The sequence below is a fragment of the Microbacterium sp. NPDC059771 genome (genome assembly GCF_042732495.1).
Classification (GTDB): Bacteria; Actinomycetota; Actinomycetes; order Actinomycetales; family Microbacteriaceae; genus Microbacterium; species Microbacterium sufflavum.
Window position 1 is genome coordinate 1,489,631 of the sequence record NZ_JBHWHK010000001.1, and the last position, 25,980, is coordinate 1,515,610.

General features: G+C 71.7%; 21 protein-coding genes. 8 read left to right on the top strand and 13 right to left on the bottom strand.

The genetic code is table 11. From position 1 onward, the window contains the following. Positions 1 to 4 precede the first annotated feature (4 nt). From ACFV3I_RS07095 to ACFV3I_RS07110, 4 genes are read left to right on the top strand one after another with little or no spacing between them, the layout of a single operon-like run. Positions 5 to 1,018 (top strand): ABC transporter permease, encoded by a 1,014-nt coding sequence (locus ACFV3I_RS07095; protein ID WP_136044970.1) that lies wholly within the window; start codon positions 5 to 7, stop codon positions 1,016 to 1,018. Beyond that, the gene (locus ACFV3I_RS07100; RefSeq protein WP_378822631.1) at positions 1,018 to 2,964 is read left to right on the top strand and encodes a dipeptide/oligopeptide/nickel ABC transporter permease/ATP-binding protein; all 1,947 of its coding nucleotides are present in this window, start codon (positions 1,018 to 1,020) and stop codon (positions 2,962 to 2,964) included. Before ACFV3I_RS07095 ends, ACFV3I_RS07100 begins: the two co-directional genes overlap by 1 nt. Beyond that, entirely contained in the window at positions 2,964 to 3,767 is an 804-nt protein-coding gene (locus ACFV3I_RS07105) for an ABC transporter ATP-binding protein (RefSeq protein WP_136029073.1), read from the top strand. The genes ACFV3I_RS07100 and ACFV3I_RS07105 overlap by 1 nt, the downstream gene beginning before the upstream one ends. Next, positions 3,767 to 4,972 carry a M20 family metallopeptidase gene (locus tag ACFV3I_RS07110; protein ID WP_378822632.1) on the top strand — a complete coding sequence of 402 codons (1,206 nt, stop codon included), beginning with the start codon at positions 3,767 to 3,769 and terminating at the stop codon, positions 4,970 to 4,972. Before ACFV3I_RS07105 ends, ACFV3I_RS07110 begins: the two co-directional genes overlap by 1 nt. A gap of 8 nt (positions 4,973 to 4,980) precedes the next feature. On the opposite strand, the gene ACFV3I_RS07115 is transcribed toward ACFV3I_RS07110, so the two are convergent. The 3 genes from ACFV3I_RS07115 to ACFV3I_RS07125 are packed head-to-tail and all read right to left on the bottom strand — an operon-like array spanning position 4,981 to position 9,327. Further along, positions 4,981 to 6,372, bottom strand: coding sequence for a hypothetical protein (locus ACFV3I_RS07115; RefSeq protein WP_378822633.1), 1,392 nt, complete (start codon positions 6,370 to 6,372; stop codon positions 4,981 to 4,983). Beyond that, a complete protein-coding gene (locus tag ACFV3I_RS07120; protein ID WP_205812662.1) occupies positions 6,372 to 7,838 on the bottom strand; it encodes a S10 family peptidase in 1,467 nt (488 codons plus the stop codon). Before ACFV3I_RS07120 ends, ACFV3I_RS07115 begins: the two co-directional genes overlap by 1 nt. A gap of 46 nt (positions 7,839 to 7,884) precedes the next feature. After that, positions 7,885 to 9,327, bottom strand: a complete 1,443-nt coding sequence (locus ACFV3I_RS07125) for an XRE family transcriptional regulator (protein WP_136029081.1) — start codon at positions 9,325 to 9,327, stop codon at positions 7,885 to 7,887. A gap of 110 nt (positions 9,328 to 9,437) precedes the next feature. Between ACFV3I_RS07125 and ACFV3I_RS07130 the strand changes: the two genes are divergently transcribed. After that, on the top strand, positions 9,438 to 11,303 hold the full coding sequence (locus tag ACFV3I_RS07130) for a phosphoenolpyruvate carboxykinase (GTP) (protein WP_378822634.1): 1,866 nt from the start codon (positions 9,438 to 9,440) through the stop codon (positions 11,301 to 11,303). A gap of 142 nt (positions 11,304 to 11,445) precedes the next feature. On the opposite strand, the gene ACFV3I_RS07135 is transcribed toward ACFV3I_RS07130, so the two are convergent. The 3 genes from ACFV3I_RS07135 to ACFV3I_RS07145 form a co-directional block, all read right to left on the bottom strand. Continuing rightward, a complete protein-coding gene (locus ACFV3I_RS07135) occupies positions 11,446 to 13,338 on the bottom strand; it encodes an ABC transporter ATP-binding protein (protein WP_378822635.1) in 1,893 nt (630 codons plus the stop codon). Between the two features lie 79 nt (positions 13,339 to 13,417). Beyond that, the gene (locus tag ACFV3I_RS07140; protein ID WP_136044963.1) at positions 13,418 to 13,621 is read right to left on the bottom strand and encodes an AsnC family protein; all 204 of its coding nucleotides are present in this window, start codon (positions 13,619 to 13,621) and stop codon (positions 13,418 to 13,420) included. A 392-nt stretch (positions 13,622 to 14,013) separates the two neighbouring features. Then, complete coding sequence (locus tag ACFV3I_RS07145; protein ID WP_136029087.1) at positions 14,014 to 15,474, bottom strand: MFS transporter; 1,461 nt, start codon at positions 15,472 to 15,474, stop codon at positions 14,014 to 14,016. A gap of 178 nt (positions 15,475 to 15,652) precedes the next feature. Here ACFV3I_RS07145 and ACFV3I_RS07150 point away from each other — a divergent pair, with 178 nt between their 5' ends. Then, on the top strand, positions 15,653 to 16,150 hold the full coding sequence (locus tag ACFV3I_RS07150) for a metallophosphoesterase (protein WP_136029089.1): 498 nt from the start codon (positions 15,653 to 15,655) through the stop codon (positions 16,148 to 16,150). Further along, a complete protein-coding gene (locus ACFV3I_RS07155; RefSeq protein ID WP_378822637.1) occupies positions 16,147 to 16,674 on the top strand; it encodes a GAF domain-containing protein in 528 nt (175 codons plus the stop codon). Before ACFV3I_RS07150 ends, ACFV3I_RS07155 begins: the two co-directional genes overlap by 4 nt. Positions 16,675 to 16,743: 69 nt before the next feature. Here ACFV3I_RS07155 and ACFV3I_RS07160 read toward each other — a convergent pair whose 3' ends face one another. The 7 genes from ACFV3I_RS07160 to ACFV3I_RS07190 form a co-directional block, all read right to left on the bottom strand. Then, the gene (locus ACFV3I_RS07160) at positions 16,744 to 17,097 is read right to left on the bottom strand and encodes a Fe-S protein (protein ID WP_136029091.1); all 354 of its coding nucleotides are present in this window, start codon (positions 17,095 to 17,097) and stop codon (positions 16,744 to 16,746) included. Between the two features lie 53 nt (positions 17,098 to 17,150). Beyond that, complete coding sequence (gene ribH, locus ACFV3I_RS07165) at positions 17,151 to 17,624, bottom strand: 6,7-dimethyl-8-ribityllumazine synthase (protein ID WP_136044544.1); 474 nt, start codon at positions 17,622 to 17,624, stop codon at positions 17,151 to 17,153. Next, positions 17,621 to 18,889, bottom strand: coding sequence for a GTP cyclohydrolase II (gene ribA / locus ACFV3I_RS07170; RefSeq protein WP_136029095.1), 1,269 nt, complete (start codon positions 18,887 to 18,889; stop codon positions 17,621 to 17,623). The genes ribH and ribA overlap by 4 nt, the downstream gene beginning before the upstream one ends. Continuing rightward, on the bottom strand, positions 18,886 to 19,515 hold the full coding sequence (locus ACFV3I_RS07175) for a riboflavin synthase (protein WP_136029096.1): 630 nt from the start codon (positions 19,513 to 19,515) through the stop codon (positions 18,886 to 18,888). Before ACFV3I_RS07175 ends, ribA begins: the two co-directional genes overlap by 4 nt. After that, on the bottom strand, positions 19,515 to 20,558 hold the full coding sequence (ribD, locus tag ACFV3I_RS07180) for a bifunctional diaminohydroxyphosphoribosylaminopyrimidine deaminase/5-amino-6-(5-phosphoribosylamino)uracil reductase RibD (RefSeq protein ID WP_378803537.1): 1,044 nt from the start codon (positions 20,556 to 20,558) through the stop codon (positions 19,515 to 19,517). Before ribD ends, ACFV3I_RS07175 begins: the two co-directional genes overlap by 1 nt. 282 nt (positions 20,559 to 20,840) lie before the next feature. After that, on the bottom strand, positions 20,841 to 21,704 hold the full coding sequence (locus tag ACFV3I_RS07185; protein ID WP_378822638.1) for an Fpg/Nei family DNA glycosylase: 864 nt from the start codon (positions 21,702 to 21,704) through the stop codon (positions 20,841 to 20,843). A gap of 51 nt (positions 21,705 to 21,755) precedes the next feature. Then, positions 21,756 to 22,319, bottom strand: coding sequence for a GNAT family N-acetyltransferase (locus tag ACFV3I_RS07190; RefSeq protein WP_378822639.1), 564 nt, complete (start codon positions 22,317 to 22,319; stop codon positions 21,756 to 21,758). 88 nt (positions 22,320 to 22,407) lie between these two features. On the opposite strand from ACFV3I_RS07190, the gene mfd reads away from it, so the two are divergent. Beyond that, positions 22,408 to 25,974: a transcription-repair coupling factor gene (mfd, locus tag ACFV3I_RS07195; protein WP_247638534.1), complete on the top strand. Its 3,567-nt coding sequence runs from the start codon at positions 22,408 to 22,410 to the stop codon at positions 25,972 to 25,974. Positions 25,975 to 25,980: the final 6 nt, after the last annotated feature.

Here is a 25,980-nt window from a genome sequence, read left to right on the forward strand (position 1 = left end):
CCGCATGCTGGACCACGCGTCCGCCAGGACGGACACCGTGGCGGTGTTTCTTCGGAAGCGCCGCCACGGCAACCCCTGGCTGAGATTCCTCCTCCGCCGCGCGCTGCGCATGCTGGTGGCGATGTTCGTGATCATCGCGGTCGCGTTCTTCGTGCTCAGGGCATCCGGCGGCGACCCCGTGCGCGCCGCACTCGGCGCGACGGCCGACGAGGCCGTGGTCCAGGCCCGGCGCGATCAGCTGGGTCTCAACGACCCGCTGATCGTGCAGTTCTGGAACTATCTCACCGGCATCCTCCAGGGTGATCTGGGCTCGTCCCTCATCACCGGACGGTCGGTGTCGGAGCTCGTGCAGAACCGTCTCCCGGCCACCCTGGAGCTCGCCGGCATCTCGTTCGTGATCGTGCTGCTGGTGGCCGTGCCCGTGGGCCTCGGCATCGCGATCCTCACGCAGGGCAACCGACGCCGCGGCGTCGAGGTGACGTTCACCGGCATCACCGGCGTGATCGCCGCGATCCCGGAGTACCTCCTGGGCGTGGCACTGGTCGTGATCTTCGCGGTGGGGCTGCACTGGTTCCCCGTGGCCGGACGCTCGGGCCCCGCGTCGTACGTGCTGCCGGTGCTGGCCATGACGGTCGCCTCGTGGGCGTCGCTGTCGCGCATCGCCCGCGTCGAGGCGCTGAACACGCTGTCCGACGACTACGTGCGCACGGCCCGCTCCAAGCGCATCCCCGCGTCGTGGGTGTACTTCCGCCACGCGCTGCCCAACATGCTCACCGCCACGCTGACGATCGGCGGCACGCTGCTGTCGACCATGGTCGCCTCCAGCGTGCTCGTGGAGAAGGTGTTCAACTGGCCGGGTCTGGGCTCGGCGTTCGTCGACGCCATCGCCACGAAGGACTACGGCATCGTGCAGGGCCTCGCGCTCGTGTACGCGGCCATCATCCTCGTCATCACCCTCGCGGTCGACATCGTGCTGTCGCTCCTCGACCGGCGCACCACCCTCCTGGAGACGACCTGATGCGCTCGATCCTCACCTTCCTGCGCAACCCGCTCGGCGCGATCAGCACCGTCATGGTGCTCGTGCTGGTGTTCCTCGCGCTGTTCGCCCCGGAGATCTGGGGCGCGCAGGCGAACCAGACCGACACGTCGGCGCTGCTGCAGGGACCCAGCGCCGCGCACCCGCTCGGTACCGACGGCCTCGGGCGCGACCTCCTGCTCCGCACGCTCGTCGCCGCACGGCTGTCGCTGGGGATGGCGCTGATCGCCACCGTCATCGGCCTCGTCTTCGGTCTGCTGCTCGGTGCCCTCCCGTCGGTGCTCGGACCGCGGGTGCAGCGCCTGTTCAGCTCCGTCATCAGCACGTGGCTGGCGTTCCCGGTGCTGCTGGTGGCGATGCTGACCGTGATCCTGCTCGGGCCCAGCTCGTCGTCCGCGGTGATCGCGCTCGGCCTCACGATGGTGCCGTCGTTCGCCCGCCTCGCCCAGACGCTGTCGTCGCGCGTCGGCGGATCGGAGTACCTGGCGGCGGCGCGCATGATGGGCGTCTCGCGCGGACGGCAGTTCACGCGCTACGTGCTGCCGAACATCGCCGAACCCATCATCGTCAACGTCACCCTGTCGATCGGCGGCGGCCTGCTCGCGCTCTCCAGCCTCAGCTTCCTCGGCGTCGGCGTGCAGCCGCCGGACTACGACTGGGGCCGCATGCTCAGCGAGGCGTTCGACCAGGTGTACACCAACCCGACCGCGGTGGTCGGCCCCGGAGTCGCCGTCGTGTTCGCCGGCGTGGCGTTCGGCACGCTGGGCGAGTCGCTCGCCGCGCACCTGCGCAGCCACGGCAAGGGCAGCGTGCTCTCCCGGCGCAAGCTGGGCTCCGCGCCGCGCGTCGAGGCCCGCGAGCGGGTAGCCGACGACGACGCGCTGCTCGTGGTCGACGGCCTGTCGGTCTCGTTCCCCTCGCCGTCCGGGTGGGTGCGTCCCGTGCAGGACGTCTCGTTCTCGGTCGCACCGGGGGAGATCGTCGGCGTCGTCGGCGAGTCCGGCAGCGGCAAGTCGGTGGCGCTGATGGCGGTCGCCCAGCTGTCCGCCGCGGGCGCCGCCGTGACCGCGCAGGAGCTGCGCTTCGACGGCGACGACGTGCTCGACCTGCCGCCCGCCGTGATGAAGAAGCGGCTCGGCACGAAGATCGGCGTCGTGTTCCAGGATTCGCTCACGGCGCTCAACCCGGCGCTGCGCGTGGGCACGCAGCTCGCCGAGATCCCGCGTTTCCACGCCAGGGATGCCCGCGGCGCCGCACATCAGAAGGCCGTCGCCGCGCTGAAGGACGTCGCGATCGACGAGCCGGAGCGGCGCTCCCGGCAGTTCCCGCACGAGTACTCGGGCGGCATGCGGCAGCGCGCGCTCATCGCGATGTCGCAGATCGGCAAGCCGCGACTCATCATCGCCGACGAGCCCACCACGGCCCTCGACGTCACGGTGCAGCAGCGTGTGCTCGCGCTGCTCCGCCGCGAGTGCGAGCAGACCGGGGCGGCCGCGATCGTGGTGTCGCACGACATCGCCGTGCTCGCCGAGCTGTGCCAGCGCATCCTGGTGATGTACGCGGGACGCATCGTGGAGGACGTGGATGTGCGCCTGCTCGCGACGCCCGAGAAGCTCGCGCACCCCTATACGCGTGCGCTCGCCGAGTCGCTGCCCGACCTCGACACCGATCGCACCCAGCCGCTCGCGACGATCCCCGGCGAGCCGCCGGACCTCTCGCTGCCGCTCGTGGGCTGCGGGTTCGCTCCGCGCTGCCCGTTCGCGACCGAGCAGTGCCGCACGGTCACCCCGGAGCCGGTGACCCACGGTCACGGCGGTCGCGTGGCCTGCTGGCACCCGCAGGACGGCGTGCCGATCGAGGGCATCCTCGGGGAGCCGGTCGTGCTCACCGGGTCGCAGACCACGCAGACCACGCAGGAGGTGCGCTGATGGCCGAGCTCGTCGTCGACGATCTGGTGGTGACCTTCGGGCACGGCGACTCGTCGTTCAACGCCGTGGACGGCGTGTCGCTCACGGTGCCGCACGGCAGCATCGTCGGACTGGTCGGGGAGTCCGGCTCGGGCAAGTCCACCATCGCGCGCGTGATCGCCGGTCTCCAGCCGGCCACGGCCGGACGCCTGCTGCTCGACGGCGAGGAGCTGCGACCGGCGACCGGGCGGCAGCGCCTCGCGCGCGCCCGCGACGTGCAGATGATCTTCCAGGACCCGTACTCCTCGCTGAATCCGCGCATGACCATCGGCGACACGCTCGACGAGGCGCTCGCGCTGCACGGCAGCGGCAACGCCAAGGCGCGCGCCGACGGCGTGAAGGAGCTGTTGCGGCTGGTGCGCCTGAAGCCGGGCACGGTCGACCAGTATCCGTCTCAGCTGTCCGGCGGCATGCGGCAGCGCGTCGCGATCGCCCGCTGTCTGGCCGTGAAGCCGCGGCTCATCATCGCCGACGAGATCACGTCGGCGCTCGATGCGTCGGTGCAGGGTGCCGTGCTGAACCTGGTGCGCGATCTGCAGCGCGAGCTGGAGCTGTCGGTGCTGTTCATCACCCACAACCTCGCCGCCGTGCGGTACATCGCCGACACCACGGCCGTGATGCGCAAGGGGCGGATCGTCGAGCACGGCGACGCGGACGAGATCGTGTCGAATCCGCAGCACGCCTACACGCAGTCCCTCGTCGCCGCGATCCCGCGCATTCAGAACGCCGGCACCGACCACCTCCTGCACGCGATCGGACACTGATGACCCTGCTCCACCCCACCACCGGTCTGCGCGACGACGCCCGCGATCTGCTCCCCGGTCTGGTCGGCCTGCGCCGCGCGATCCACGCCGATCCGGAGCTCGGGCTCGAACTGCCGCGCACGCAGCGGCGGATCCTCGATGCGCTCGAGCCGCTGGGCGCCGAGGTGACCCTCGGTGCGGGACTGAGCTCGATCGCCGCCGTCATCCGCGGCGCGCATCCCGGCCCGACCGTGCTGCTGCGCGCCGACATGGACGCACTGCCGCTCACCGAGGAGACCGGTCTCGACTATGCCGCCACCGGGGAGCGCATGCACGCGTGCGGACACGACCTGCACGTGGCGGGTCTCGTCGGCGCGGCGCAGCTGCTCGCCGCCCGTCGCGACGAACTGCACGGCGACGTGCTCCTGATGTTCCAGCCGGGCGAGGAGCTCGGCGACGGTGCCACCCGCATGCTGGCCGAGGGACTGCTCGACGTCACCGGCTCGCGGCCGGTGGCCGCGTTCGGCATCCACGTGGTCCCCGGTGAGTTCGGAATGTTCTCCACGCGACCCGGTGCGCTGATGGCGGGCGCGATCGAGGTGGAGGTCACGATCACCGGGTCCGGGGGACACGCGTCGGCCCCGCACCTCACGCGTGATCCCGTGCCGGTGGCCGCGGAGCTCGTGACGGCGCTGCAGGCGTTCGTCACGCGGCGCTTCGACGTGTTCGACCCGGTGGTGCTGAGCGTCACACAGCTGCACGCCGGCGGACCCGCCCGCAACATCATCTCCGAGACGGCGTCGCTCGTGGCGTCGGTGCGCGTGCTCTCGCACGAGAACAGCGCCCGCGTGCAGAACGAGATCCCCGCCCTGGTGCAGGAGATCGCGGCGGCGCACGGCTGCACGGTCGAGGTCGACGTCACCATCCTGTGCGCGCCCACCGTGAACGACCCGCAGGCCGTCGCGCACGTGCGCAGCACCCTGAGCGGCCTGTTCGGCGAGGAGCGGGTGTGGGAGACCGCACACCCCGTGATGGGGTCGGAGGACTTCTCGTTCGTGCTGGAGCAGGTGCCGGGCGCGTTCCTGTTCCTGCGCGCCACCCCCGACGAGGTCGACCTGGAGACGGCGTCCCCGAACCACTCGCCGACCGTCGTGTTCGACGACGCGGTGCTCGCGGATCAGGCCGCGGCGCTCGCCGCCCTCGCCCTCGGCCGCCTCAGCGCCTGAGACCTGCCTCAGGCCGTCAGGAACGCGCGGAGGTCGGCGTTCAGCTGCGCCGCGACCGCCGGGTCGCTGTACATCATGTGCCCGGCCCGGTACCAGTGCGAGGTGGTGCGTTCGCGGGGCAGGCCGAAGTGCCGCAGCAGATGGTCGGCGGCCCCCACGGTGGTCAGCGCGTCGTACACGCCCGTGCCGAGGAAGAGCCGCGCGTGCGGGTTCTGCTTCATCCACCGCGAGAGCCGCGCCGGGTAGGGGTAGGTGTGGAACGGCGACGGTCGGCCGTAGGTGGGGAACGCGGCGCCGCCCTGCTCCTGCCAGTCCCAGTCACGGCCGGCCTCCGTGTCGACGACCCGGTACGGTCGCGCGGAGCCGTCACCGAACACGTCGAGCCGCAGACGCGACAGCCCGGTGACGTAGCGCGGGGAGAGCGCGGTGTCGGCAGGGTCGTGGCCGAGCTCGCCGACACGGCGGTCGGCGGCGGGGGCGCGGTAGCGACTGTCCGTGACGCCCAGCACCTGGCCCTCGAGCAGCCGTTCGCGGAAGTCGGTCTTGCTGATCCACAGTCGGTCGCGCACGAGCTCGTCGGCGGGGAGGCCGATCATGGCGGACAGCCGCTCGGCGACCGCGTCCCGGTCGCCCGCCGGCAGCTCGTCGCCCTGCAGCATGGCCGCGGCCAGGTCGCCGCGCGCGAAGTCGAGGGCGTCCGCGATGGCGCCCTCGACCGTGGCGTGCCCGCGCGACCCCGTGCCGTGGTACCAGGCGGTGGCGGCCTTGTAGGGCAGGTTGGCGAGGGCGCCGACGATGCTCCCCGGCCGGTCCTGCGTCTCCTGGATGTTCACCGCCTGACCGAGCAGCGCGATCCCGGCCAGCGGCGCCGTGTCCATGCTGTGCGGGTTCGTCGCCAGGAACGCCGCGCGCAGCGTGCCGTAGCTCTCGCCGAGGAAGTACGTGGGCGCGTCCCAGCGGCCGTGCCGGTCGCGCCAGTCGCCGATCGCGGCGGCGACCGCGTCGGCGTCGCCCTCCACGGTGCGGAAGAGCGAGCGGTCGGCGTCGTCCGCGAACGTGCCGAAGCCGGTGCCCGGTGCGTCGAGGAACACGAGGTCGGCGACGTCGAGGATGCTCGACGGGCTCTCCTCGATGCCGTACGGCGGCTGGCCGGCGTCGTCCGGGTCCACCGGGACGCGCGCCCGCCACGGTCCGATGCCGCTCAGGTGCAGGTAGATCGACGAGACGCCGGGCCCGCCGTTGGTGAGGAACAGCACCGGCCGGCCGGGTGCGTCGACCGTATAGCTGAACGCCGACAGCGTGCCCTGCGGCGTGCCGTCGGAGCGCCGCAGCGGCAGCTCCTCCACCCGCGCGACGTACTCCCGCTCTCCGAGTCGGCCCGTCGTCTCGCGTGCGCTCATCAGCGCGCGGTGGCGTCGCGGTAGAAGTCGTCGAGGTCGCTCTTCATGCGCACGACGGCATCTTCGTCCACGAACGTCATGTGGCCGGACTCGTAGAACGCGAAACGGATGTTGTCGCGCAGCGCGGGGGCGAGGTACAGGTGCGCCACGTCGACCTCCGGCCCGAAGAACGGGGTCGCGAGGTCGTAGTACCCGCCCATCACGAACACGCGGAGGTTCGGGTTGCGCCGCACCGCCGCCGACAGGTCGAGCGACACGTCGGGCACGAGCTGGGGGGCGTCGACGCCCGGCGCCTTGTGCTTCCAGTCCCAGGCCCGCGAGATGGGCATGTTGTGCAGGTGCCGGTAGTGCAGGTCGCTGGTGTAGCCGATGTCGTCGACGAGGTGCGCGCGGTAGGTCGACAGGTGCGCGCTGTTCACCCCGGCGGTGGCGGCGTCGTCGGTGGCGGGGTCGTGCGAGCCGCCGCCCACCACGTACTGGTGCTCGGCGGTGAAGCGGGTGTCGAAGCGGCCGATCACGCGACCCTCGTCGGCGAGCAGCGCGTAGCGGTACTGCTCCATGCCGATGCGGAAGTGGTGCTTCTTCAGGTCGTCGGCATCGAGACCGACGAGGGCGCTCATGCGCGCGGCGACCTCGTCTTCGACCTCGGACGGGATCAGGTCGCCCTGCAGCAGGGCGGCCGCGAAGGGTCCCTGCGCGAAGGCCCTGGCCTCCACCAGGAACGGCTCCAGCTCGGTGTGCTCGGTGCGCGCCCTGCCGTGATACCAGGCGGTCGCGGCGAACGAGGGCAGCAGGTTGATGTACTCGCGCGGACCGCCGAGGTTGCTCTCGCCCCAGTTCAGCACGGTGGACAGCAGCACGACGCCGTTGAAGTCGAGGCCCTGGTTCTGCAGGCGGTGCACGAGGGATGCGGCGCGCGTGGTGCCGTACGACTCGCCGAACAGGAACCGCGGGGCGTTCCAGTTGTTCGTGAGGGTGAGCCACCGGGTGATCGCCTTCGCGAACGCGTCGACGTCCTGGTCGACGCCCCATACCTGCGCGGGCGCGGTGTCTCCCAGCAGTCGCGAGTAGCCGGTGCCGGGGGCGTCGATGAAGACGAGGTCGGACTCGGTGAGCAGCGTGTGCGGGTTGTCGCCCCACGCGTAGGGAGCGGGTGGGGTCGCCTTCGGCGTGTTGGTGGGGGTGCGCTTGACGCCGAAGCCGCCGATGTTGAGCCACAGGCTGGCGGAGCCGGGTCCGCCGTTGAACAGGAAGGTCACCGGGCGCGGCGCAGCGCCCTCCTCGCGGTCGGCCACGTAGGACGTGTAGAAGACGCTGGCGAGCGGGGTGTGCTCGTCGTCGCGCACGATCACGGTGCCGGCGCCCGCCGTGTAGTCGAGCGTGCGTCCACCCGCCGTGATGCGGTGGCGGCGCGAGGTGAACGTCTCGGTCGCTGCGGTGTCGGCGGCGGGGGTCTGCTCGGTCACGGGGCTCCCTGGGAGGCTGGCAATGAGTGAATTGAATATATCTTAATCACTCGCTCGCGTGCCGCGCGAGGAAGTCGTACACCTCGTTGTCGTCCACGCCGGGGAAGGCGCCGCGGGGGAGCGGCGAGAACATGTGCGTGTGCACGCGGGCGCTCGGCCACGCCCGCCCCTGCCAGCGCTCGGTCAGCTCGGTCGAGGGGCGCCGGCAGCACGCCTCGTCGGGGCAGGTCGACACGGCGCGGTCGCTCGTCTCCCTGCCCCGCCACCAGCGGGCGTCGTCGAACGGCACGCCGACCGTGACGGAGAACTCGCCGTCGGTGGAGGAGCCGGTCTGGGTGGAGCACCAGAACGTCCCGGACGGGGTGTCGGTGTACTGGTGGTGCTCGACCGTGCGGTTCTGCTGCGTGAAGGCGGAGCGCGCCTGGAACTTGCGGCACACGCGCTGGCCCTCGACGGCGCCGGTGACGTCCATCGGCAGCGGCAGCCCGTCGTTCTCGTAGACGCGGGTGATGGCTCCGGTCGAGTCGACGCGCAGGAAGTGCAGCGACATGCCCAGGTGCTGCGTCATCAGGTTGGTCATCCGCATGCCGGCGGCCTCGTGCGTGACGCCGAAGCCGTCGCGGAAGTCCTCGACGGCGAGGTTGCGGTCCTTCTTCGCCTGCTGCAGGAAAGCGACGGCGGCGGTCTCGGGCATCAGGCAGCAGGCGGCGAAGTAGTTGATCTCCAGGCGCTGCTGCAGGAAGTCGGCGTAGTCGGTGGGCGGGGTGTGCCCGAGCAGGCGGTGGGCCATGGCCTGCAGTGCCATCGAGCGCAGGCCGTGTCCGCCGGGGATGGAGGCGGGCGGCAGGTAGATGCGGCCGTTCTCGAGGTCGGTCACCGAGCGGGTGGAGTGCGGCAGGTCGTTGACGTAGATGAGCTCGAAGCCGAGCTTCTCCGCCATGATGCTCACGGTGCGGTGGGTGAGGGCCCCCTGCGTGTGCCCGGCCGCCTTGAGCTGTTTCTCGGCGAGCTTCTCGATCTCGGGCAGGTAGTTGTTCTGTGCGCGCATCCGCAGCCGCAGCTCGGTGTTCGCACGCCTGGCCTCCTCGGGGGTCGCGATCGCCTCGCGCTCCCTCCGCTGCAGCTCGTTGTGCAGCCCGAGGATCGACTCGATGGTCTCGTCGCTCATGCCCTTCGTGACGCGCACGGGAGCGACGCCGAGCTGGCGGAACACCGGGCTCTCCTGCGCGCGCTCCAGCTCGATCTCGAGCGCCGCACGGCGGTTGGGCGGCTCGCCGGAGATGAGGTCGGTGACCTCGGTGCCCGTGGCGTGCGCGATCGCCTGGAGCAGGGAGAGCTTGGGTTCGCGCTTGCCGTTCTCGATGAGGCTGAGCTGCGAGCCGGCGACCCCGACGACGGCGCCGAGCTCGTCGAGCGTGTACCCCTTCTGCAGGCGGTGGTGGCGGATGCGGTGACCGAGCGTCGTGAGGTGGAGTCCGGAGGGCGGCATGGTTTTGAGTGTAGCGAAAGAACATCGATTCTTTCGGCCCGATTTGTCCGAAAGTCGGGGTGGAGGCGGAAGAAGATAGGTGCAACGCCCCACACTTCTAAGGAGCAGTCATGGCCATGGCCGAAGTCATCACCCCCCGCACGTCTCCCGTCGCGACGATGCGCACGTTCGGCACGGCCCCCTCCTCCGACACCCCCGCGATGGCCGAGCTGCTCGCGTGGGTCGAGGAGATCCGGGCGCTCACCCAGCCCGACGCCGTGCACTGGGTCGACGGCTCCCGCGCCGAGAACGACTGGCTGCTGCGCGGGCTGGTCGACGAGGGCAAGCTCATCAAGCTCAACCCGGAGTGGCGTCCCGGCTCGTACCTCGCCCGCTCGCACCCGAGCGACGTCGCCCGCACCGAAGGGCGCACCTTCATCGCCTCGGAGCGCGAGGAGGACGCCGGTCCCACCAACAACTGGGCGGACCCCGCCGAGATGCGCGCCACCATGACCGAGATCTTCGCGGGCTCGATGCGCGGTCGCACGATGTACGTCGTCCCGTTCTCGATGGGTCGCGTCGGCGGACCGCTCTCGCACATCGGCGTGCAGATCACCGACAGCGCCTACGCGGTCGCCTCGATCGGCATCATGACCCGGGTGGGCGACGCCGTCACCCGCCAGATCGCGGACGGGGCGCCGTGGGTCAAGACGGTCCACTCGGTGGGCGCTCCGCTGGCCGCGGGCGAGCCCGACGTCGAGTGGCCGTGCAACGACGAGAAGTACATCGTGCACTTCCCCGAGACGCTCGAGGTCTACTCGTACGGCTCGGGCTACGGCGGCAACGCGATCCTCGCGAAGAAGTGCTTCGCGCTGCGCATCGCCTCGGTGATCGCCCGCGACGAGGGCTGGCTCGCCGAGCACATGCTGCTCATCCGCGTGATCGATCCGCAGGGCACGGCCTACCACGTCGCTGCCGCGTTCCCCTCGGCGTGCGGCAAGACGAACCTCGCGATGCTGCGTCCGACGATCCCGGGATGGCGGGTCGAGACACTCGGCGACGACATCGCCTGGATCCGTCCGGGCGAGGACGGGCGCCTGTGGGCCATCAACCCCGAGGCCGGCTTCTTCGGTGTCGCGCCGGGCACGGGCGAGTCCACCAACGTCACGGCCGTCGAGACGCTGTGGGGCAACACGATCTTCACGAACGTCGCGCTCCGGCCCGACGGCGACGTGTGGTGGGAGGGGCTGACCGACGAGGCGCCCGCGCACCTGATCGACTGGGAGGGCAACGACTGGACGCCCGACTCGGGTCGTCCGGCGGCGCACCCCAACTCGCGCTTCACGGTGTCGGCGGCGCAGTGCCCGCAGATCTCGGAGGACTGGGAGGAGGCCGTGCCGCTCGACGTGATCCTGTTCGGCGGGCGTCGCGCGAGCAACGTCCCGCTCGTGGTGGAGGCCACCGACTGGACGCACGGCGTGTTCCTCGGCTCGAACATCTCGTCCGAGCGCACCGCGGCGGCCGAGGGCACCGTGGGCGAGCTGCGCCGCGACCCGTTCGCGATGCTGCCGTTCTGCGGCTACAACATGGCCGACTACTTCGGGCACTGGCTGAAGGTGGGCCGCGGCCTGCGCTTCGACCGGGCACCGCGCATCTTCCAGGTCAACTGGTTCCGCCGCGGGGCGGACGGTCGCTTCCTGTGGCCCGGCTTCGGCGACAACTCCCGCGTGGTCGACTGGATCATCCGCCGCATCTCGGGCGCCCTGCCCGCCGTGGACAGCCCCATCGGACGGCTGCCGCGTGCGGAGGATCTCAACCTCGACGGGCTCGACCTGCCGGCGGAAGACCTGGAGGAGCTCTTCTCGGTCGACCCGGAGGCATGGAAGGTCGAGGCCGACCTGACCGAGGAGTTCTACGACACCTTCGGCGACCGCGTGCCCGCGGCGCTGCGCACCGAGCTGGCCTCGCTGCGCTACCGGCTCGCGAAGGCGTCGTAGCCCCCAGACCGGTGCCGGTTCGGGGGAGCCGGCACCTTCGGGCCCCCGTGGCCCCCAGACCCGCGAAGGCGGGGCGTCGGAGACGAACCCATGGCTGAGTGGTCTCCGGCACCCCGCCTTCGCGTTGCCCGTGCGAGTGCGGTCAGGCGAGGAGCTGGTGACGCGCGAGGTCGCGGTACAGCGGCGTCGACTCGACCAGCTCCGCGTGGGTGCCCTGGCCGACGACCGTGCCGTCCTGCAACACGACGATGAGGTCGCTGTCGACGACCGTCGACAGCCGGTGGGCGATCACGACGAGGGTGCGGTCGGTGGACGCCGCCTCGATGGCCTCGCGCATGCGCTGCTCGTTCACGCCGTCGAGCGACGACGTGGACTCGTCCAGCAGCAGGATCGGGGCGTCCGTGAGCAGTGCGCGCGCGATGGCGAGGCGCTGACGCTCGCCGCCCGACAGCATCACGCCGTCCTCGCCGACCGGGGCGTCCACGCCGAGGGGGCTGCGTTCGAGCACGTCGCCGAGGTTCACGGCGCGCAGCACCCGCTCGCAGTCGGCGTCGCTGGCGTCGGGCGACGCGAGGCGCAGATTCTCGGCGAGGGTGCCGGCGAGGGTCGGGGCGTCCTGCTCGACGTAGCCGAACTGCGCGCGCAGCTCCTCCCGCGAATACGTGCGGGCGTCGTGGCCGTGCACGCGGATGGAGCCGCCCGTGGGGTCGTAGAAGCGCTCGATGAGCGACAGGATCGTGCTCTTGCCCGCGCCGCTCGGACCGACCAGCGCCACCCGGGCGCCGCGCGGCACCGCGAACGACACGCCGCGCAGCACCTCGTGATCGGCGGCCTCGGCGTCGGCGGGCACCGGCTCGGCGGAGTCGAGGTGAGCGTCGGCGAGCAGATCCTTGGCCGCCTTCGCCGCGGCCTGTCGTGCGGCCACGACGTTCGCGGGGTAGCGGAAGCGCACATCGCGGAACTCGATCGCGGGCGCCGTGGGGTCGTCGGCCTCGCGGGGGATCGAGGCGGCGGTGGCGGCGTCGTCCTGCGACTCGGTGGGCAGGTCGAGCACCTCCTGGATGCGGCCGAGCGCGCCGAGGGCCTGGTTCACCGAGGTGATCGCCCCGAACGTGGTGGCGAGCGGCATCACGAGCAGGAACAGGAACATGATGAACGCGATCAGCGAGGCGATCGTGATGGCGCCGGCGGCCACACGGAACCCGCCCACGCCCAGCACCACCAAGAGCGACAGCTGCAGGGCGATGCCCGAGACCGGCACCACGAGAGACGAGATCTTGGCGATGCGCACACCGATGCCGTAGGCCTCGGCGGCCCGGTCGGAGACGGCTGCGGTCTCGCGCTCGGTCGCCCCCGAGGCGCGGATGGTGCGGATCGAGCTGACGGCACGCTCGACGCCGGAGGCGAGTTCGCCTACCTTCTCCTGCTGGGCGGTCGACGCGGTGCGGATGCGGCCGCTGAGCGACACCACGACCACGACCGAGACGCCGATCACGACCACGATGAGCAGCAGCAGCACCGGATCGATCAGCAGCATCGCGACCAGGGCGCCCACGAACAGGACCGCGCTGCCGACCGCATCGGCGAGACCCTGCGTGAGCACGGCGTACAGCAGGGTGGTGTCGGTGCCGACGCGCGAGACGAGGTCGCCGGTGCGGCGGGCGTCGAACTCCGCGGTGGGCAGGTGCAGGATGCGCGCGATGAGCTTGCGCCGGCTGGAGTACACCACGGCCGTGCCGGTGCGCTGCAGCAGGTAGTGCTGGAAGCCGGAGATGATCGACGACACGATCACGAAGCCGACGAGCAGCCATACCAGGACCCCGATCGTGCCGTCGGTCTGCACGGCCTCGATGACCTGGCCGACCAGCACCGGCTGCACGAGCGAGGTCGCCGCGCCGATGACGCTGAGAATCGCGACGACGATGAGGGTGCGCTTGTGCTCGAACAGGAAGGGGAGGAGCTGACGGAAGGTGGCGCGCGGGCCGTCGGGCTGTGCGCCCCGGCGGCGTCGGCGTGCTGTCGCCGTGGTGGACATGCGGGACCTCGATCTGGAGAGGGGGGTACTTCGACCGTACTCGGGGGCCGGTCGCTTCCTATGCGGCTGCTGTATGCACTCAGTGGCGCCCGAAGCGGCGATGCGCGGCCTGCTTGGTCACGCCCAGGGCGCTGGCGATCGCCTGCCACGAGTAGCCGTCGTTGCGCGCGCGGCGCACCTGCGCCTCCTCGGCGCGAGCGATCTCGATGCGAAGCCCGGCCAGGCGGTGCAGCTCGGCGAGCGGCTCGCCGCCCTCGGCCTGGGCGATCGTGGTCGTGTTCATCGGACACCTCCTGCGTCAATGATCATTGACGCGCGCCACCGTTGTCAATCTCTGTTGACGCTCGTTGTCGACAGATCGCGAACACCGCGCATGCGCGCCACATGTGATCACGGGGGCATGGGCAGATCATCCGCCACCCGCTGCGCCGCCTGATCCCGCGCATCTGGACGCTGCGCGAGGAGGTCTCCGCATACGACGCCGGCTCCGTCGCGCTGGCGGAGGCGCTCGGCGTCCCGCTGCTCACGCTCGACCGCCGGCTGGCGAAGACCGCGGCGCGGTACTGCGATGTCGTCGTCCTCTGAGCGCTCCCGCGCGCGGACGGCGGCCCGGAGACGCGGAAACGGCCGCACCTCGCGGGGAGGGCGGCCGTTCCGGGGTGCGTCGTCGGGCGCTCAGAGCTCGGCGGAGGCCGCCAGCCCCAGGTCGTCCTCGTAGTCGTGGTCCTTCGTCTCCGGCGTGAAGATCAGCGCCACGAAGGTGAGCACGGCCATCGAGGAGAGGTACACGCCGACCAGCCACGGCTCGCCGCCGACCGCCGCCCACAGTGCCACGGCGATGAACGGGGCCACGGCCGCGCCGAGGATCGACGACACGTTGTAGGCGATCGCGGAGCCCGAGTAGCGCACGTTCGTCGGGAACAGCTCGGGCAGCAGCGCGCCCATCGGGCCGAACGTCGTGCCCATGAGCATGAACCCGAACACCAGGAACGCCTGCGTGAGCGCGCCCGTGAACTTCGGGTCGGCCTGGGGCAGCAGGAAGAGGTTGAACGACAGGCCGAACACCACGATGAGGCCCGTGACCCACAGCAGCAGCTTGCGGCGGCCGATGGCGTCGGCGATCGGACCCGACAGCAGCGTGAAGATGCCGAAGAACACCACGCCGATGATCTGCATCAGCACGAAGTCGGTATAGCCGAAGCCGAGCCCCGGGTAGAACTGGGCCGCGAACGCCGTGGGGTCGAAGTCCTTGCCGGTCGCCTCCGCGGCGGCGCGGGCGGCGGCCGACGCGGTCTCCACGTCGGCGGCCTTGGTGCCGTACGTCAGGGTGAAGTTCGTCATCAGGTAGAACAGCACGTAGGTCGCCAGCATGATGAACGTGCCGAGGATCAGCTGCTTCCAGTGGTGGCGGAAGACGGTGGCCAGCGGCAGCTTGCGGATGGCGCCGGTCTTCTCCGCCTTCTTGAACGTGTCCGACTCGACCAGGCGCAGGCGCACCCACAGGCCGATGATGACCATGACGGCCGAGAACAGGAACGGCACCCGCCAGCCCCACGACAGGAACGCCTCCGACTTCAGCGCCGGGTCCTCGGGGTGGGGCAGGGCGAAGTTGATGGCGAGGAAGATGCCGTTCGCGATGATGAACCCGAGGGGCGCACCCAGCTGCGGGAACGACCCGTACCAGGCGCGCTTGCCCTTTGGGGCGTTCTCGGTCGCGACCAGCGCCGCGCCCGACCACTCGCCGCCGAGCGCGAAGCCCTGGGCGAGGCGCAGCACGAGAAGCAGCAGCGGCGCGACCCAGCTGATCTGCTGGAACGTGGGCAGCAGGCCGATCACGAAGGTCGCGATGCCCATCGTGAGCAGGGACGCGACGAGCGTCGCCTTGCGGCCGAACTTGTCGCCGAAGTGGCCGAACACGACTGCGCCGATCGGGCGGGCGACCATCGCGGCGCCGAACACGGCGAACGACGACAGCAGCGAGGCGGTGTCGTTGGTGCTGGGGAAGAAGAGCGTCGGGAACACCAGGACCGCTGCCGTCGCGTAGACGTAGAAGTCGTAGAACTCGATGGTGGTGCCGACGAGGCTCGCGGTGATGACGCGCGAGCGGGGATTCGCGGGGGCGGGGGCGCTGCTCATGGGGTCTCTTTCTCGGATGTCGCCGCTGGTATACCAGGACCCGGGCGAGTCTACGCCTTCCTGGGAGTTGCCTGAACGCGGATGACGCTGCCCGGTCCCGGCGGCGCGCCACCCCCGTAGAGTCGGAGCACACGACGCGGAACGCACGACGCGGAGCACACGACGCGGGGGAGCCGATATGACGACGCGGATGCTGCTGCTGGCCGACACGCACGTGCCGAAGCGCGCCAAGCGACTGCCCGACGCCGTGCTGCGCGCCGTCGACGAGGCCGATGTGGTGGTGCACGCGGGCGACTGGGTCGACGAGGCCACGCTCGATCTCCTCGCCGAGCGCGCCGCGGTGCTGCACGCTGTGTTCGGCAACAACGACGGCCCCGGTCTGCGCGGCCGGCTGCCCGAGGTCGCCCGGTTCCGGGTGGAGGACACGTCCGTCGCGGTGATCCACGAGACCGGGGGCGCGGCGGGGCGGGAGCGGCGCATGGACGCGGCGTTCCCCGACGACGACCTCCTGGTGTTCGGGCACTCGCACATCCCGTGGGACACGGTGACCCCGCGCGGCCTGCGTCTGCTGAACCCGGGGTCGCCGACCGACCGCCGCCGTCAGCCCGTGTGCACCCTGATGACGGTCGTGATCGACGGCGCCGACATCGACGCGACCCTCGTGCCGCTCTCGTGAAAGAGCCTCCCGCCGCCTCCGGCCCCGAGGTCGTCGCGGAGCCGCTGGCCTACCGCGCACCGATGCGCTCGCGCGACGACGCGGTGCCCGACGGTGCCGGAGCCGAGCGCGGTCTCACACGCGGCCTGGTGGGGATGGGAGGACGGCTGGAGCGGGTGCCCTCGTCGCCGGCAGAGGCGCTGTCGGCGGTGGACGCCCGCTGGGGCGAGCGCGCCGCCCGGCGCCTCGAGCGCTTCGTGGCGCTGCCGGAGGGCACCTTCGTCTGGACCCGTGACGGAGACGGCCTGCTCTGGCTCGGGCGGCTCGACGGCCCGTGGTGGTACGACGGTTCGGCGGAGGCCGCGGCGGTCGACCTCGTGCACGTGCGGTCGTGCGTGTGGCTTCCGGACCCCGTGGACCCCGCCGTGGCTCCCGCCGCCGTCACCGCGACGTTCGCGCGCGGCGGTCGCAACGGTCAGCGCATCGGGACGCCGGGAGCGGGTGCGGCGACCGCAGCGGTGTGGGAGAGCATCGTCGGCGGATGATCCCCGCGGTCGCTCAGACCGCGGAGGTGTCAGGGGTCAGCGCCGGACGGGTCAGCGCCAGATGACGGGTCAGCGCCAGATGACGGCCATGCCGGCGTTGGCCAGCGCGAGGATGCCGATGAGCCAGAACACGGCGGAGGGCACCGCCTCGCCGCGCTTCTGCCGCGCGGAGCCGATGCCCAGGAGCGCACCGATCACGAGGAGCACCACGAGCTTCACGCCGATCTTGACGTAGTTCAGGTCGTACTCGATGCCCCACGGAGCGGCCAGCGCCAGTCCGGCGACACCGGCGATCAGCAGGCCGTAATCCATCAGCCGGGTGATCTGCCGCTTGCCGCCGAACGCCTGGGCCGCCCAGGCGCCGAACAGCACCGCGAAGCCGATGAGGTGGACGAACACGACGATGTGGCGCAGGATCTCCATGCCCTCACCGTACGTGAGGGGGGTACTGCGCCGCTAGCAAGGCCGCCCTGACCTCAGCCGCGCAGCTCCCGGATCACGAGGGCCGTGCGCAGCGCAGCGTCGGCCGCCTCCGCGCCCTTGTCCTCCTTCGAGCCCTCGAGACCCGCACGATCCAGGCCCTGCTTCTCGTCGTCGAGGGTCAGCAGGCCGAAGCCGACCGGCCGCCCTGCGTCGAGCGACACCCGGGTGAGACCGTCGGTGGCCGCGGCGGACACGTACTCGAAGTGGGGGGTGCCGCCGCGGATGATCACGCCGAGCGCGACCACCGCATCGGCACCTCCGGCGAACGCGGCCTGCGCGGCCACCGCGAGCTCGAACGAGCCAGGCACCCGCACGAGCGTGTGCGACGCCTGCGCCTCGTCGAGCACCCGCTGCGCGCCCGCGATCAGTCCGTTCGAGATGGTCTCGTGCCACGTGCCGGCGATCACGACGACGTGCAGTCCCCGCCCGTCGATGCTCCCGGCCTTCGGTGCTCCTGCGCCGCTCATTCCTCGTCCTTCCCGGCCGCGAGGGCCTGGGCGAGCTCTGCCTCGCCGATGATGTGACCCATCCGGTCACGCTTGGTCTCCAGGTACTGGTGGTTGTTCGGGCCGACGCCCACGATCAGCGGCACCTGCTCCACCACGTCGAGCCCCAGCTCGCGCAGCTGGTTCACCTTGTCGGTGTTGTTGGTCAGCAGTCGCACCTTCGACACGCCGAGGTCGGCGAGGATGCCGGCCGCGGCGGCGTAGTCGCGCGCATCGGCGGGCAGCCCGAGCGCGAGGTTCGCATCGACCGTGTCCAGGCCGTCCTCTTGAAGGCTGTAGGCGCGGAGCTTGTTGATCAGCCCGATGCCGCGCCCCTCGTGCCCGCGCATGTAGACCACGACCCCGCCGTCCTGCTCGATCGCGTCGAGCGCGGCGTCGAGCTGCGGTCCGCACTCGCACTTCAGCGACCCGAACGCCTCGCCCGTCAGGCACTCGGAGTGCACGCGCACGAGGGCGGTCTCGCTCAGCTCGCCCGACACGACCGCGATGTGGTCGGTGCCGGTCACGCGATCCTTATAGGCGAGGAACCGGAACGAGCCGTGCTCGGTGGGCACGGTCGCGTCGGCGCGCAGGCTCACCCGGCGACCGCGGTGCGCGGCCGGCGTCGCCCCCGCGGGGTCGATCTCGTTGAGGTGCGCGATGAGCTGCTCGATCGTGATGACGGGCACACCGTCACGCGCGCCCAGCTCGATCAGTCCCGGCAGCCGCATCATGCTGCCGTCCTCCGCCACGACCTCGGCGATCGCGCCGACCGGTCGCAGACCCGCGAGCTTCATCAGCTCGACAGCGGCCTCGGTGTGGCCGCTGCGCTCGCGCACGCCGCCGTCCACCGCGCGCAGCGGCAGCACGTGCCCGGGGCGGATGATGCTCGTCGCGGTCGAGTCGGGGTTCGCGAGCACGTTGAGGGTGCGGGCCCGGTCGCTCGCGCTGATGCCGGTGGTCACGCCGTCGGCGGCGTCCACGCTCACCGTGTACGCGGTGGAGCGGGCGTCCTCGCTCGCCGCGACCATGGGCGGCAGGTTCAGCTGATCGGCCAGGTCGGCGGGCATGGGCGCGCACAGGAACCCGGACGACCAGCGCACGGTCCACGCGACCCACTCGGGCGTCGCCAGCTCCGCCGAGAGCACCACGTCGCCCTCGTTCTCGCGGTTCTCGTCGTCGGCCACGAGGACCGGCCGTCCGGCGCGCAGTGCCTCCAGGGCCTCGGGGATGGATGACAGGCTCATCGCGAGCCCCCTTCCGGTGCGGCGCGGAACGCGAGCAGACGCTCGACGTGCCGCGCGAGGATGTCGGTCTCGAGGTTCACGCGGTCACCGACCGCGCGGGTTCCGAGCGTGGTGGCGGCGAGCGTCTCCGGGATGAGCGACACCTCGAACCACGGCGCCGCCTCGTCGGGCGCGCTCACGGCGCTCACGGTCAGCGAGGTGCCGTCCACCGAGATGGAGCCCTTGTCGACCACGAGCGGCGCGAGATCGTGGGGCAGGCCGATCCGCAGCACGCTCCACTGCGCACCCGGCCGCACCTCCCGCACCTCGCCGGTGCCGTCGACGTGGCCCTGGACGATGTGCCCGCCGAGCCGCGCGCCCACCGGCATCGCCTTCTCGATGTTCACGCGCGTGCCGACCACGGCCGATCCGATCGCGGCGACGTCGAGCGTCTGCTTCATCACGTCGGCGTCGAACGTGTCGGCGGTCGAGTCGACCACGGTCAGGCACACGCCCGACACCGCGATCGACTCGCCGTGCACGGCGTCGGCCGCGGCCCTCGGCGCGCGCACGGTGAGCCGCCAGCCGTCGCCGGACTCCGCGATCGCCGTGATCTCGCCGATCTCCTCGATGATTCCGGTGAACATCACCAGGCACCTTCCTGCTCGGGGGCGTGGGGGTCTGTGAAGCGGGCGACGGCCAGGAGGTCGGCGCCGAGCGGCACCCACTCCTCGACGGTCAGCCGGCGCGCCTCGTCGATGCGGGAGACGCCGATGTCGGTGAGCGCGAGGCGGCCCCCGCCCAGCAGCACCGGTGCGACGTACGCGAGCACGCGATCCGCGAGTCCCGCCGCGACGAACGCGCTGGCCAGGGTCGGCCCGCCCTCCACGAACACGCTGTGGTGGCCGCGATCGTGCAGGTCGGCGAGCACCGCGGGCAGCTCGTGGGTGTCGTAGAAGAGGGGAGCGTGCGGGTGCCGGTGCACCGCCGCGTGTGCGGGCGTCGCGCGGGCGCCGATCACGACCGGCACGGGCTGCCGCGGGTGGAGGGCGTCACCGTCGCGCGCGGTCAGAGCCGGGTCATCGGCCAGCACGGTGCCGGTGCCCACGACGATCGCGTCGGCCTCGGCACGACGGCGGTGCACGTCGGCGCGCGCCTCGGGGCCGGTGATCCATCGACTGGAGCCGTCGTCCGCGGCGGCACGGCCGTCGAGGCTCTGCGCCCACTTGACCGTGACGTGCGGGCGGCCCAGGCGCTTCGCGGTGAGCCAGGAGGCGATCAGCGCCTCGGCCTCCGCGGCGCGCACGCCCGACTCCACGTCGACCCCGGCGGCGCGGAGCCGCTCGGCCCCGCCGCCGGACACCTCGCCCGGATCGTCGAGGGCGTAGACCACGCGGGCGACCCCGGCCTCGATGAGAGCCACGGCGCAGGGACCCGTACGGCCGGTGTGGTTGCACGGCTCGAGCGTCACGACCGCGGTCGCCCCGCGCGCGGCACCCGGCGAGAGCTTCGACAGCGCATCGACCTCGGCGTGCGCGGTGCCGGAGCCGCGGTGCCACCCCTCGGCCAGCACCTCACCGGCGGGGGAGAGGAGCACGGCGCCCACCTGCGGGTTGACCCCGCGGGGGCCGCGGGCGGCGAGCTCGAGCGCACGGTCCATCGCACGCTGCTCGATCGCGGTCACTGCCATCCGTCGTCCTCTCTGCGGCCTCGGGGCTCTCGCAGGGGTGGCGGAACGGACGCACACGCGTGCGCCTCGTGCTGCCTCCCTTCCGGACTAGCGAGGTCACCCTCGCATCACCGTCGGTCCCGGAGTTCCACCGGATCGGCATCCCGATCACTCGAGACGCTCGCGGACTGTCACCGCCGGTTCGGATTCCCACCGACCCCGGAGCACGTTGCTGCTCTGAGTGTACTCAACACGGTCGGCGCGATTTCATTCCGTGGCATGGATCCGCGCGCAGCGCCGATCTCACTTCAGCAGGCGCGAGAGGCGGCGGTCGGCGAGCACCTTGCCGCCCGTCTGGCACGTGGGGCAGTACTCGAGCGACCGGTCGGCGAAGAACACGCTGCGCACGATGTCTCCGCACACCGGGCACGCCTCGCCGCGGCGCGCGTGCACCTGCATGCCGCGCCGCTTGGCGTCTTTCAGGTCGGCGGGCGGCTTCCCGGCGGCCGCGGCCACCGCCTCGCGCAGCGTCTCCTGCATCGCCGCGAACAGCCGGTCGACCTCGGCGTCGTCGAGCGTCGCGGCGATCGCATAGGGCGACATGCGTGCGGCGTGCAGGATCTCGTCGGAGTAGGCGTTGCCGATCCCCGCGATCACGCCCTGGTCGCGCAGCAGCCCCTTGATCTGCATGCGCCGCCCCTCCAGCAGGCCGGCGAAGTCCGCCCGCGTGAAGGCCGGGTCGAGCGGGTCGGGACCGAGGCGGGCGATGCCGGGCACCTCCTGCGGATCGCGCACGACGTACACCGCGAGCGACTTCTTCGTACCGGCCTCCGTCAGGTCGAACCCGCTGCCGTCGTCGAGCGCGACACGCAGGGCGATGGGCGTCTTCCCCGGCTTGATGAGCGTGGTCGGCAGGGTCTCGTACCAGCGCAGCCAGCCCGCCTTCGCCAGGTGGAACACGAGGTGCAGCTCCGCACCGCACGACAGCACGACGAACTTGCCGAGCCGCGCGGCCGCGGTGATCTCCGCGCCGTGGAGCGCCGTGATGGGCGGGTCGTACGTCTTCAGCGCCGCGATGGCCGAGACCGACGCGCGGGTGATCGTGCGTCCGACCGCGCGCTCGCCGAGGAACGCGACGAGTCCTTCGACCTCCGGCATCTCGGGCATGCAGCCATCCTGTCACCGGCCTCCGACGCTGTCACGCCTCGCCGGCAGCCGTCACAGCACGGGCCACTCGACCGGGGTGCGGTCGTCGGTGGCGAGCAGCCCGGCGACCCAGCCGTCGTCGCGGCCGCGCTGACTCGTGAGGGCCTGGCGCTGCGTGCCCTCGAACCGGAAGCCGAGGGCGCGGGCGGCCCGTGCCGACGGCACGTTGCCCACCACGGCCTGCCAGCGGATGCGCGCGAGCCCGAGCTCGGCGAACCCCCAGTCCAGCACCGCGCGGGCCGCCTCGGTCAGGTAGCCCTGCCCGCGGGCGTCCGCGACCATCCAGTAGCCCAGTTCGGCACTGCCACCCGCGGCATGGCCCGCGACGTGGTGCAGGCCGATGACGCCCACGAGCACGCCGTCCGCGAAGATGCCCCACACGGTCTGGGAGCCGTCCGCCCACCAGTCGGCGACGAGCGCGACGAAGTCCTCCGCGTCCTGCCGGAAGTACGGGTTCGGGACGGTCGTCCAGCGGGGGATCTCCGGGTCCTGGCAGGCCGCGGTGATCGCGTCGACGTCCGCCTCCGTCGGGGCATGCAGGACGAGGCGGGCGGTGGTGAGGGTGACCGGAGGCATCCCTCCAGCCTAGGACGGCCGAGCCGGTCGCCCGGTCGGCGAGGGGGACGTCGACCGCGGTGTCGGTGGGCGCGATTAGGCTTGTCCGGTGACTGTTCCGGGGATTCTGCGCGCCTTGGAAGAGGCGTCTCTGTTTCGTGACGCTCTCGCCTGGGCGCATACCGACGCCGACCTCGGACTGGTCGACGGCCTCGATGCGCCCACGCTCGCCGGGCTCCTCGCCAAGCGCGCCGCGGCCGGGCACCCCGCCGCGTTGCTCGCCGTGGTGCCGACCGGGCGCCGGGCCGAGACGCTCGCCGCGGCAATGTCGGCCTACGTGCCCGATGCCGAGGTGCTCACGTTCCCGGCGTGGGAGACCCTGCCGCACGAGCGGCTGAGCCCGAGCCCCGACACCGTCGGGCAGCGCCTGCAGACCCTGCGCCGCATCGCCGAGTGGTCGGGCGACCACCCCCTCGTGGTCGTCGCCTCCGTGCGCGCCGCGCTGCAGCCGATCGCCGGCAACCTGGGCGAGATCGCCCCGCTCGACCTCGCCGTCGGCAGCCGAGGGCACGAGCTCGACCACGTCGCGGAGCAGCTGGTCGAACGCGCATACTCCCGCGTGGACATGGTGTCGCGGCGCGGTGAGTTCGCCGTGCGCGGCGGCATCCTCGACGTGTTCCCTCCCACGTCGGAGCACCCCTACCGCGTGGAGTTCTTCGGCGACGAGATCGACCAGATCCGGGCGTTCTCCGTGGCCGATCAGCGCTCGCTCCCCGGCGACGTCCCCGCGGTCGACCTGCCGCCCAGCCGCGAGCTGCTGCTCACCGCCGACGTGCGCGACAGGGCGCGCGCGCTGATCGGCGGGTTCCCGGCCATCGCGGGCATGCTCGAGAAGATGGCCGAGGGCATCCCGGTCGAGGGCATGGAGTCGCTGCTGCCCGCCGTGGCCGGTCCACTGAAGTCGCTCGTGGAGTACCTGCCGCCCGGCAGCGCGACCGCGGTGGTCGACCCCGAGCGGGCGACCGCGCGGGCGATCACCCTCGGCGACACGAACCGCGAGTTCCTCGACGCCGCGTGGAGCGCGGCGACCTCCGGGGCCTCGGCTCCCATCGACCTCGGCGCGGGCGACTTCCTCACGGTCGCCGACCTGCGCGACGTGGTGCGCGACCGCGGCGGCGTGTGGTGGCGGCTCAGCCCGTTCGGCATCGGCGACGCCGACCCGGAGAGCGTCGAGGCGTCGGCGGTCATCCCGTCGTTCCACGGCAACGTCGACGGCGCGATCGCCTTCGTCGACGCGAAGGTCGCCGACGGGTGGCGCGTCGTGGTGATCGCGACCGGACACGGGCTCGTCGACCGCGCGCGCGACGTGCTGTCCGACCGGGGCATCGCGGCCCGCGCGGTGGAGTCGCTGACCGAGGCCCCCGACCCCGGGGTCGCGACGCTCGTGACCGGTGCGGTCGAGGCGGGGTTCCAGGTGCCGGAGGCGAAGCTCGCCGTCCTCACCGACAACGAGTTCTACGGCCGCACGATCGGCGGCGACCAGCGCGTGGTGAAGAAGCTCGCCTCGCGCCGCAAGAACGTGGTCGACCCCCTCCAGCTCAAGCAGGGCGACTTCGTGGTGCACGCCACGCACGGCATCGGCCGCTTCGTGGAGATGACGCAGCGCGAGGTCTCGACGGGCGGCCGCCACGCCGCGAAGTCCGTGCGCGACTACCTCGTGCTGGAGTACGCCCCGTCCAAGCGCGGCTACCCGGGTGACAAGCTCTTCGTGCCCACCGACCAGCTCGACCTGCTCTCCAAGTACGTCGGCGGTGAGGCCCCGACGCTGTCGAAGATGGGCGGCAGTGACTGGGCGCAGGCCAAGGGCAAGGCCCGCAAAGCCGTGCGCGACATCGCGGTCGAGCTCGTGAAGCTCTACTCCGCGCGGATGAGCGCCAAGGGGCACGCGTTCGGTCCGGACACCCCGTGGCAGCGCGAGCTGGAAGAGGCGTTCCCGTTCGCCGAGACCCATGACCAGCTGCAGACCATCGACGAGATCAAGGCCGACATGGAGCGGCCCATCCCGATGGACCGGCTGCTGTCGGGCGACGTCGGCTTCGGCAAGACCGAGGTCGCGGTGCGCGCGGCGTTCAAGGCCATCCAGGACGGCAAGCAGGTCGCGATGCTCGTGCCGACGACGCTGCTGGTGAAGCAGCACCTGGAGACCTTCACGGAGCGCTTCGCCGGCTTCCCGGTGAAGGTGCGGCCGCTGTCGCGCTTCCAGACCGACAAGGAGGCGAAGCTGACGCTGCAGGGCCTTCTCGACGGCACGGTCGACATGGTCATCGGCACGCACCGCATCCTCACCGATCAGGTGATGTTCAAGGACCTCGGCCTGATGATCATCGACGAGGAGCAGCGCTTCGGCGTGGAGCACAAGGACGCGCTGAAGAAGATGAAGACCAACGTCGACATCCTCGCCATGAGCGCGACCCCGATCCCGCGCACCCTGGAGATGGCGGTCACCGGCATCCGGGAGATGTCCACGCTCGCGACGCCGCCGGAGGACCGGCACCCGATCCTCTCGTTCGTCGGGCCGCGCAGCGACAAGCAGATCGCCGCCGCCATCCGGCGCGAGATCCTGCGCGAGGGCCAGGTGTTCTTCGTGCACAACCGTGTGCAGTCCATCCAGCGGATCGCGGCCCAGCTCGCCGAGCTCGTGCCGGAGGCGCGCATCGCGGTCGCGCACGGGCAGATGGGGGAGCATGCGCTGGAGCAGGTGGTCGACGACTTCTGGGAGCGCAAGTTCGACGTGCTCGTCTCGACCACCATCATCGAGACCGGCCTCGACATCTCCAACGCCAACACGATCATCATCGACCGCGCCGACAAGTACGGCCTGAGCCAGCTGCACCAGCTCCGCGGACGCGTGGGCCGCGGACGCGAGCGCGCCTACGCGTACTTCCTCTACGACGACCTGAAGCCGCTGAGCGAGACCGCGGCCGACCGCTTGCAGACCATCGCGGTCAACAACGACCTCGGCTCGGGCATGCAGGTGGCGCTGAAGGACCTGGAGCTGCGCGGGGCGGGCAACCTGCTCGGCGCGGAGCAGGCGGGGCACATCGCCGGCGTCGGCTTCGACCTGTACCTGCGCATGATCGGTGAGGCCGTCGCGACGTTCCGCGGCGAAGAGGTCGAGACGGGGCAGGAGCTGCGACTGGAGCTGCCGCTGGACGCGCGCATCCCCGAGGACTACATCGACAGTGAGCGCCTGCGCCTGGAGGCGTACCAGAAGCTGTCCGCCGCCTCGGCCGCGACCGCCAAGGACGATGCGATCGACCTCGTGCAGGAGGAGCTCATCGACCGCTACGGCACCCCGCCGGAAGAGGTCGCCGGGCTCTTCGCGATCGCGCGACTGCGCCGCAGGGCCGCCCGCGCCGGGCTCACCGACGTGGTGGCGATGGGGTCGAACCTCCGCATCGCCCCGGCGCGGCTGGAGGACTCCATCAAGGTGCGTCTGCAGCGGCTCTACCCGAAGGCGAAGCTCGTGGCCGGGGGAGAGGCGCTGGTGGTGCCGATGCCCACCGTCGCCGCGGCCGTCGGCGTCGGCGTGGAGCCGCTGCCCGACGCGCAGCTGCTGGAGTGGGTCGGCCAGCTGTTCACCGCGATCTTCCCGGAACCCGCCACGACCCCGTAGCGGACG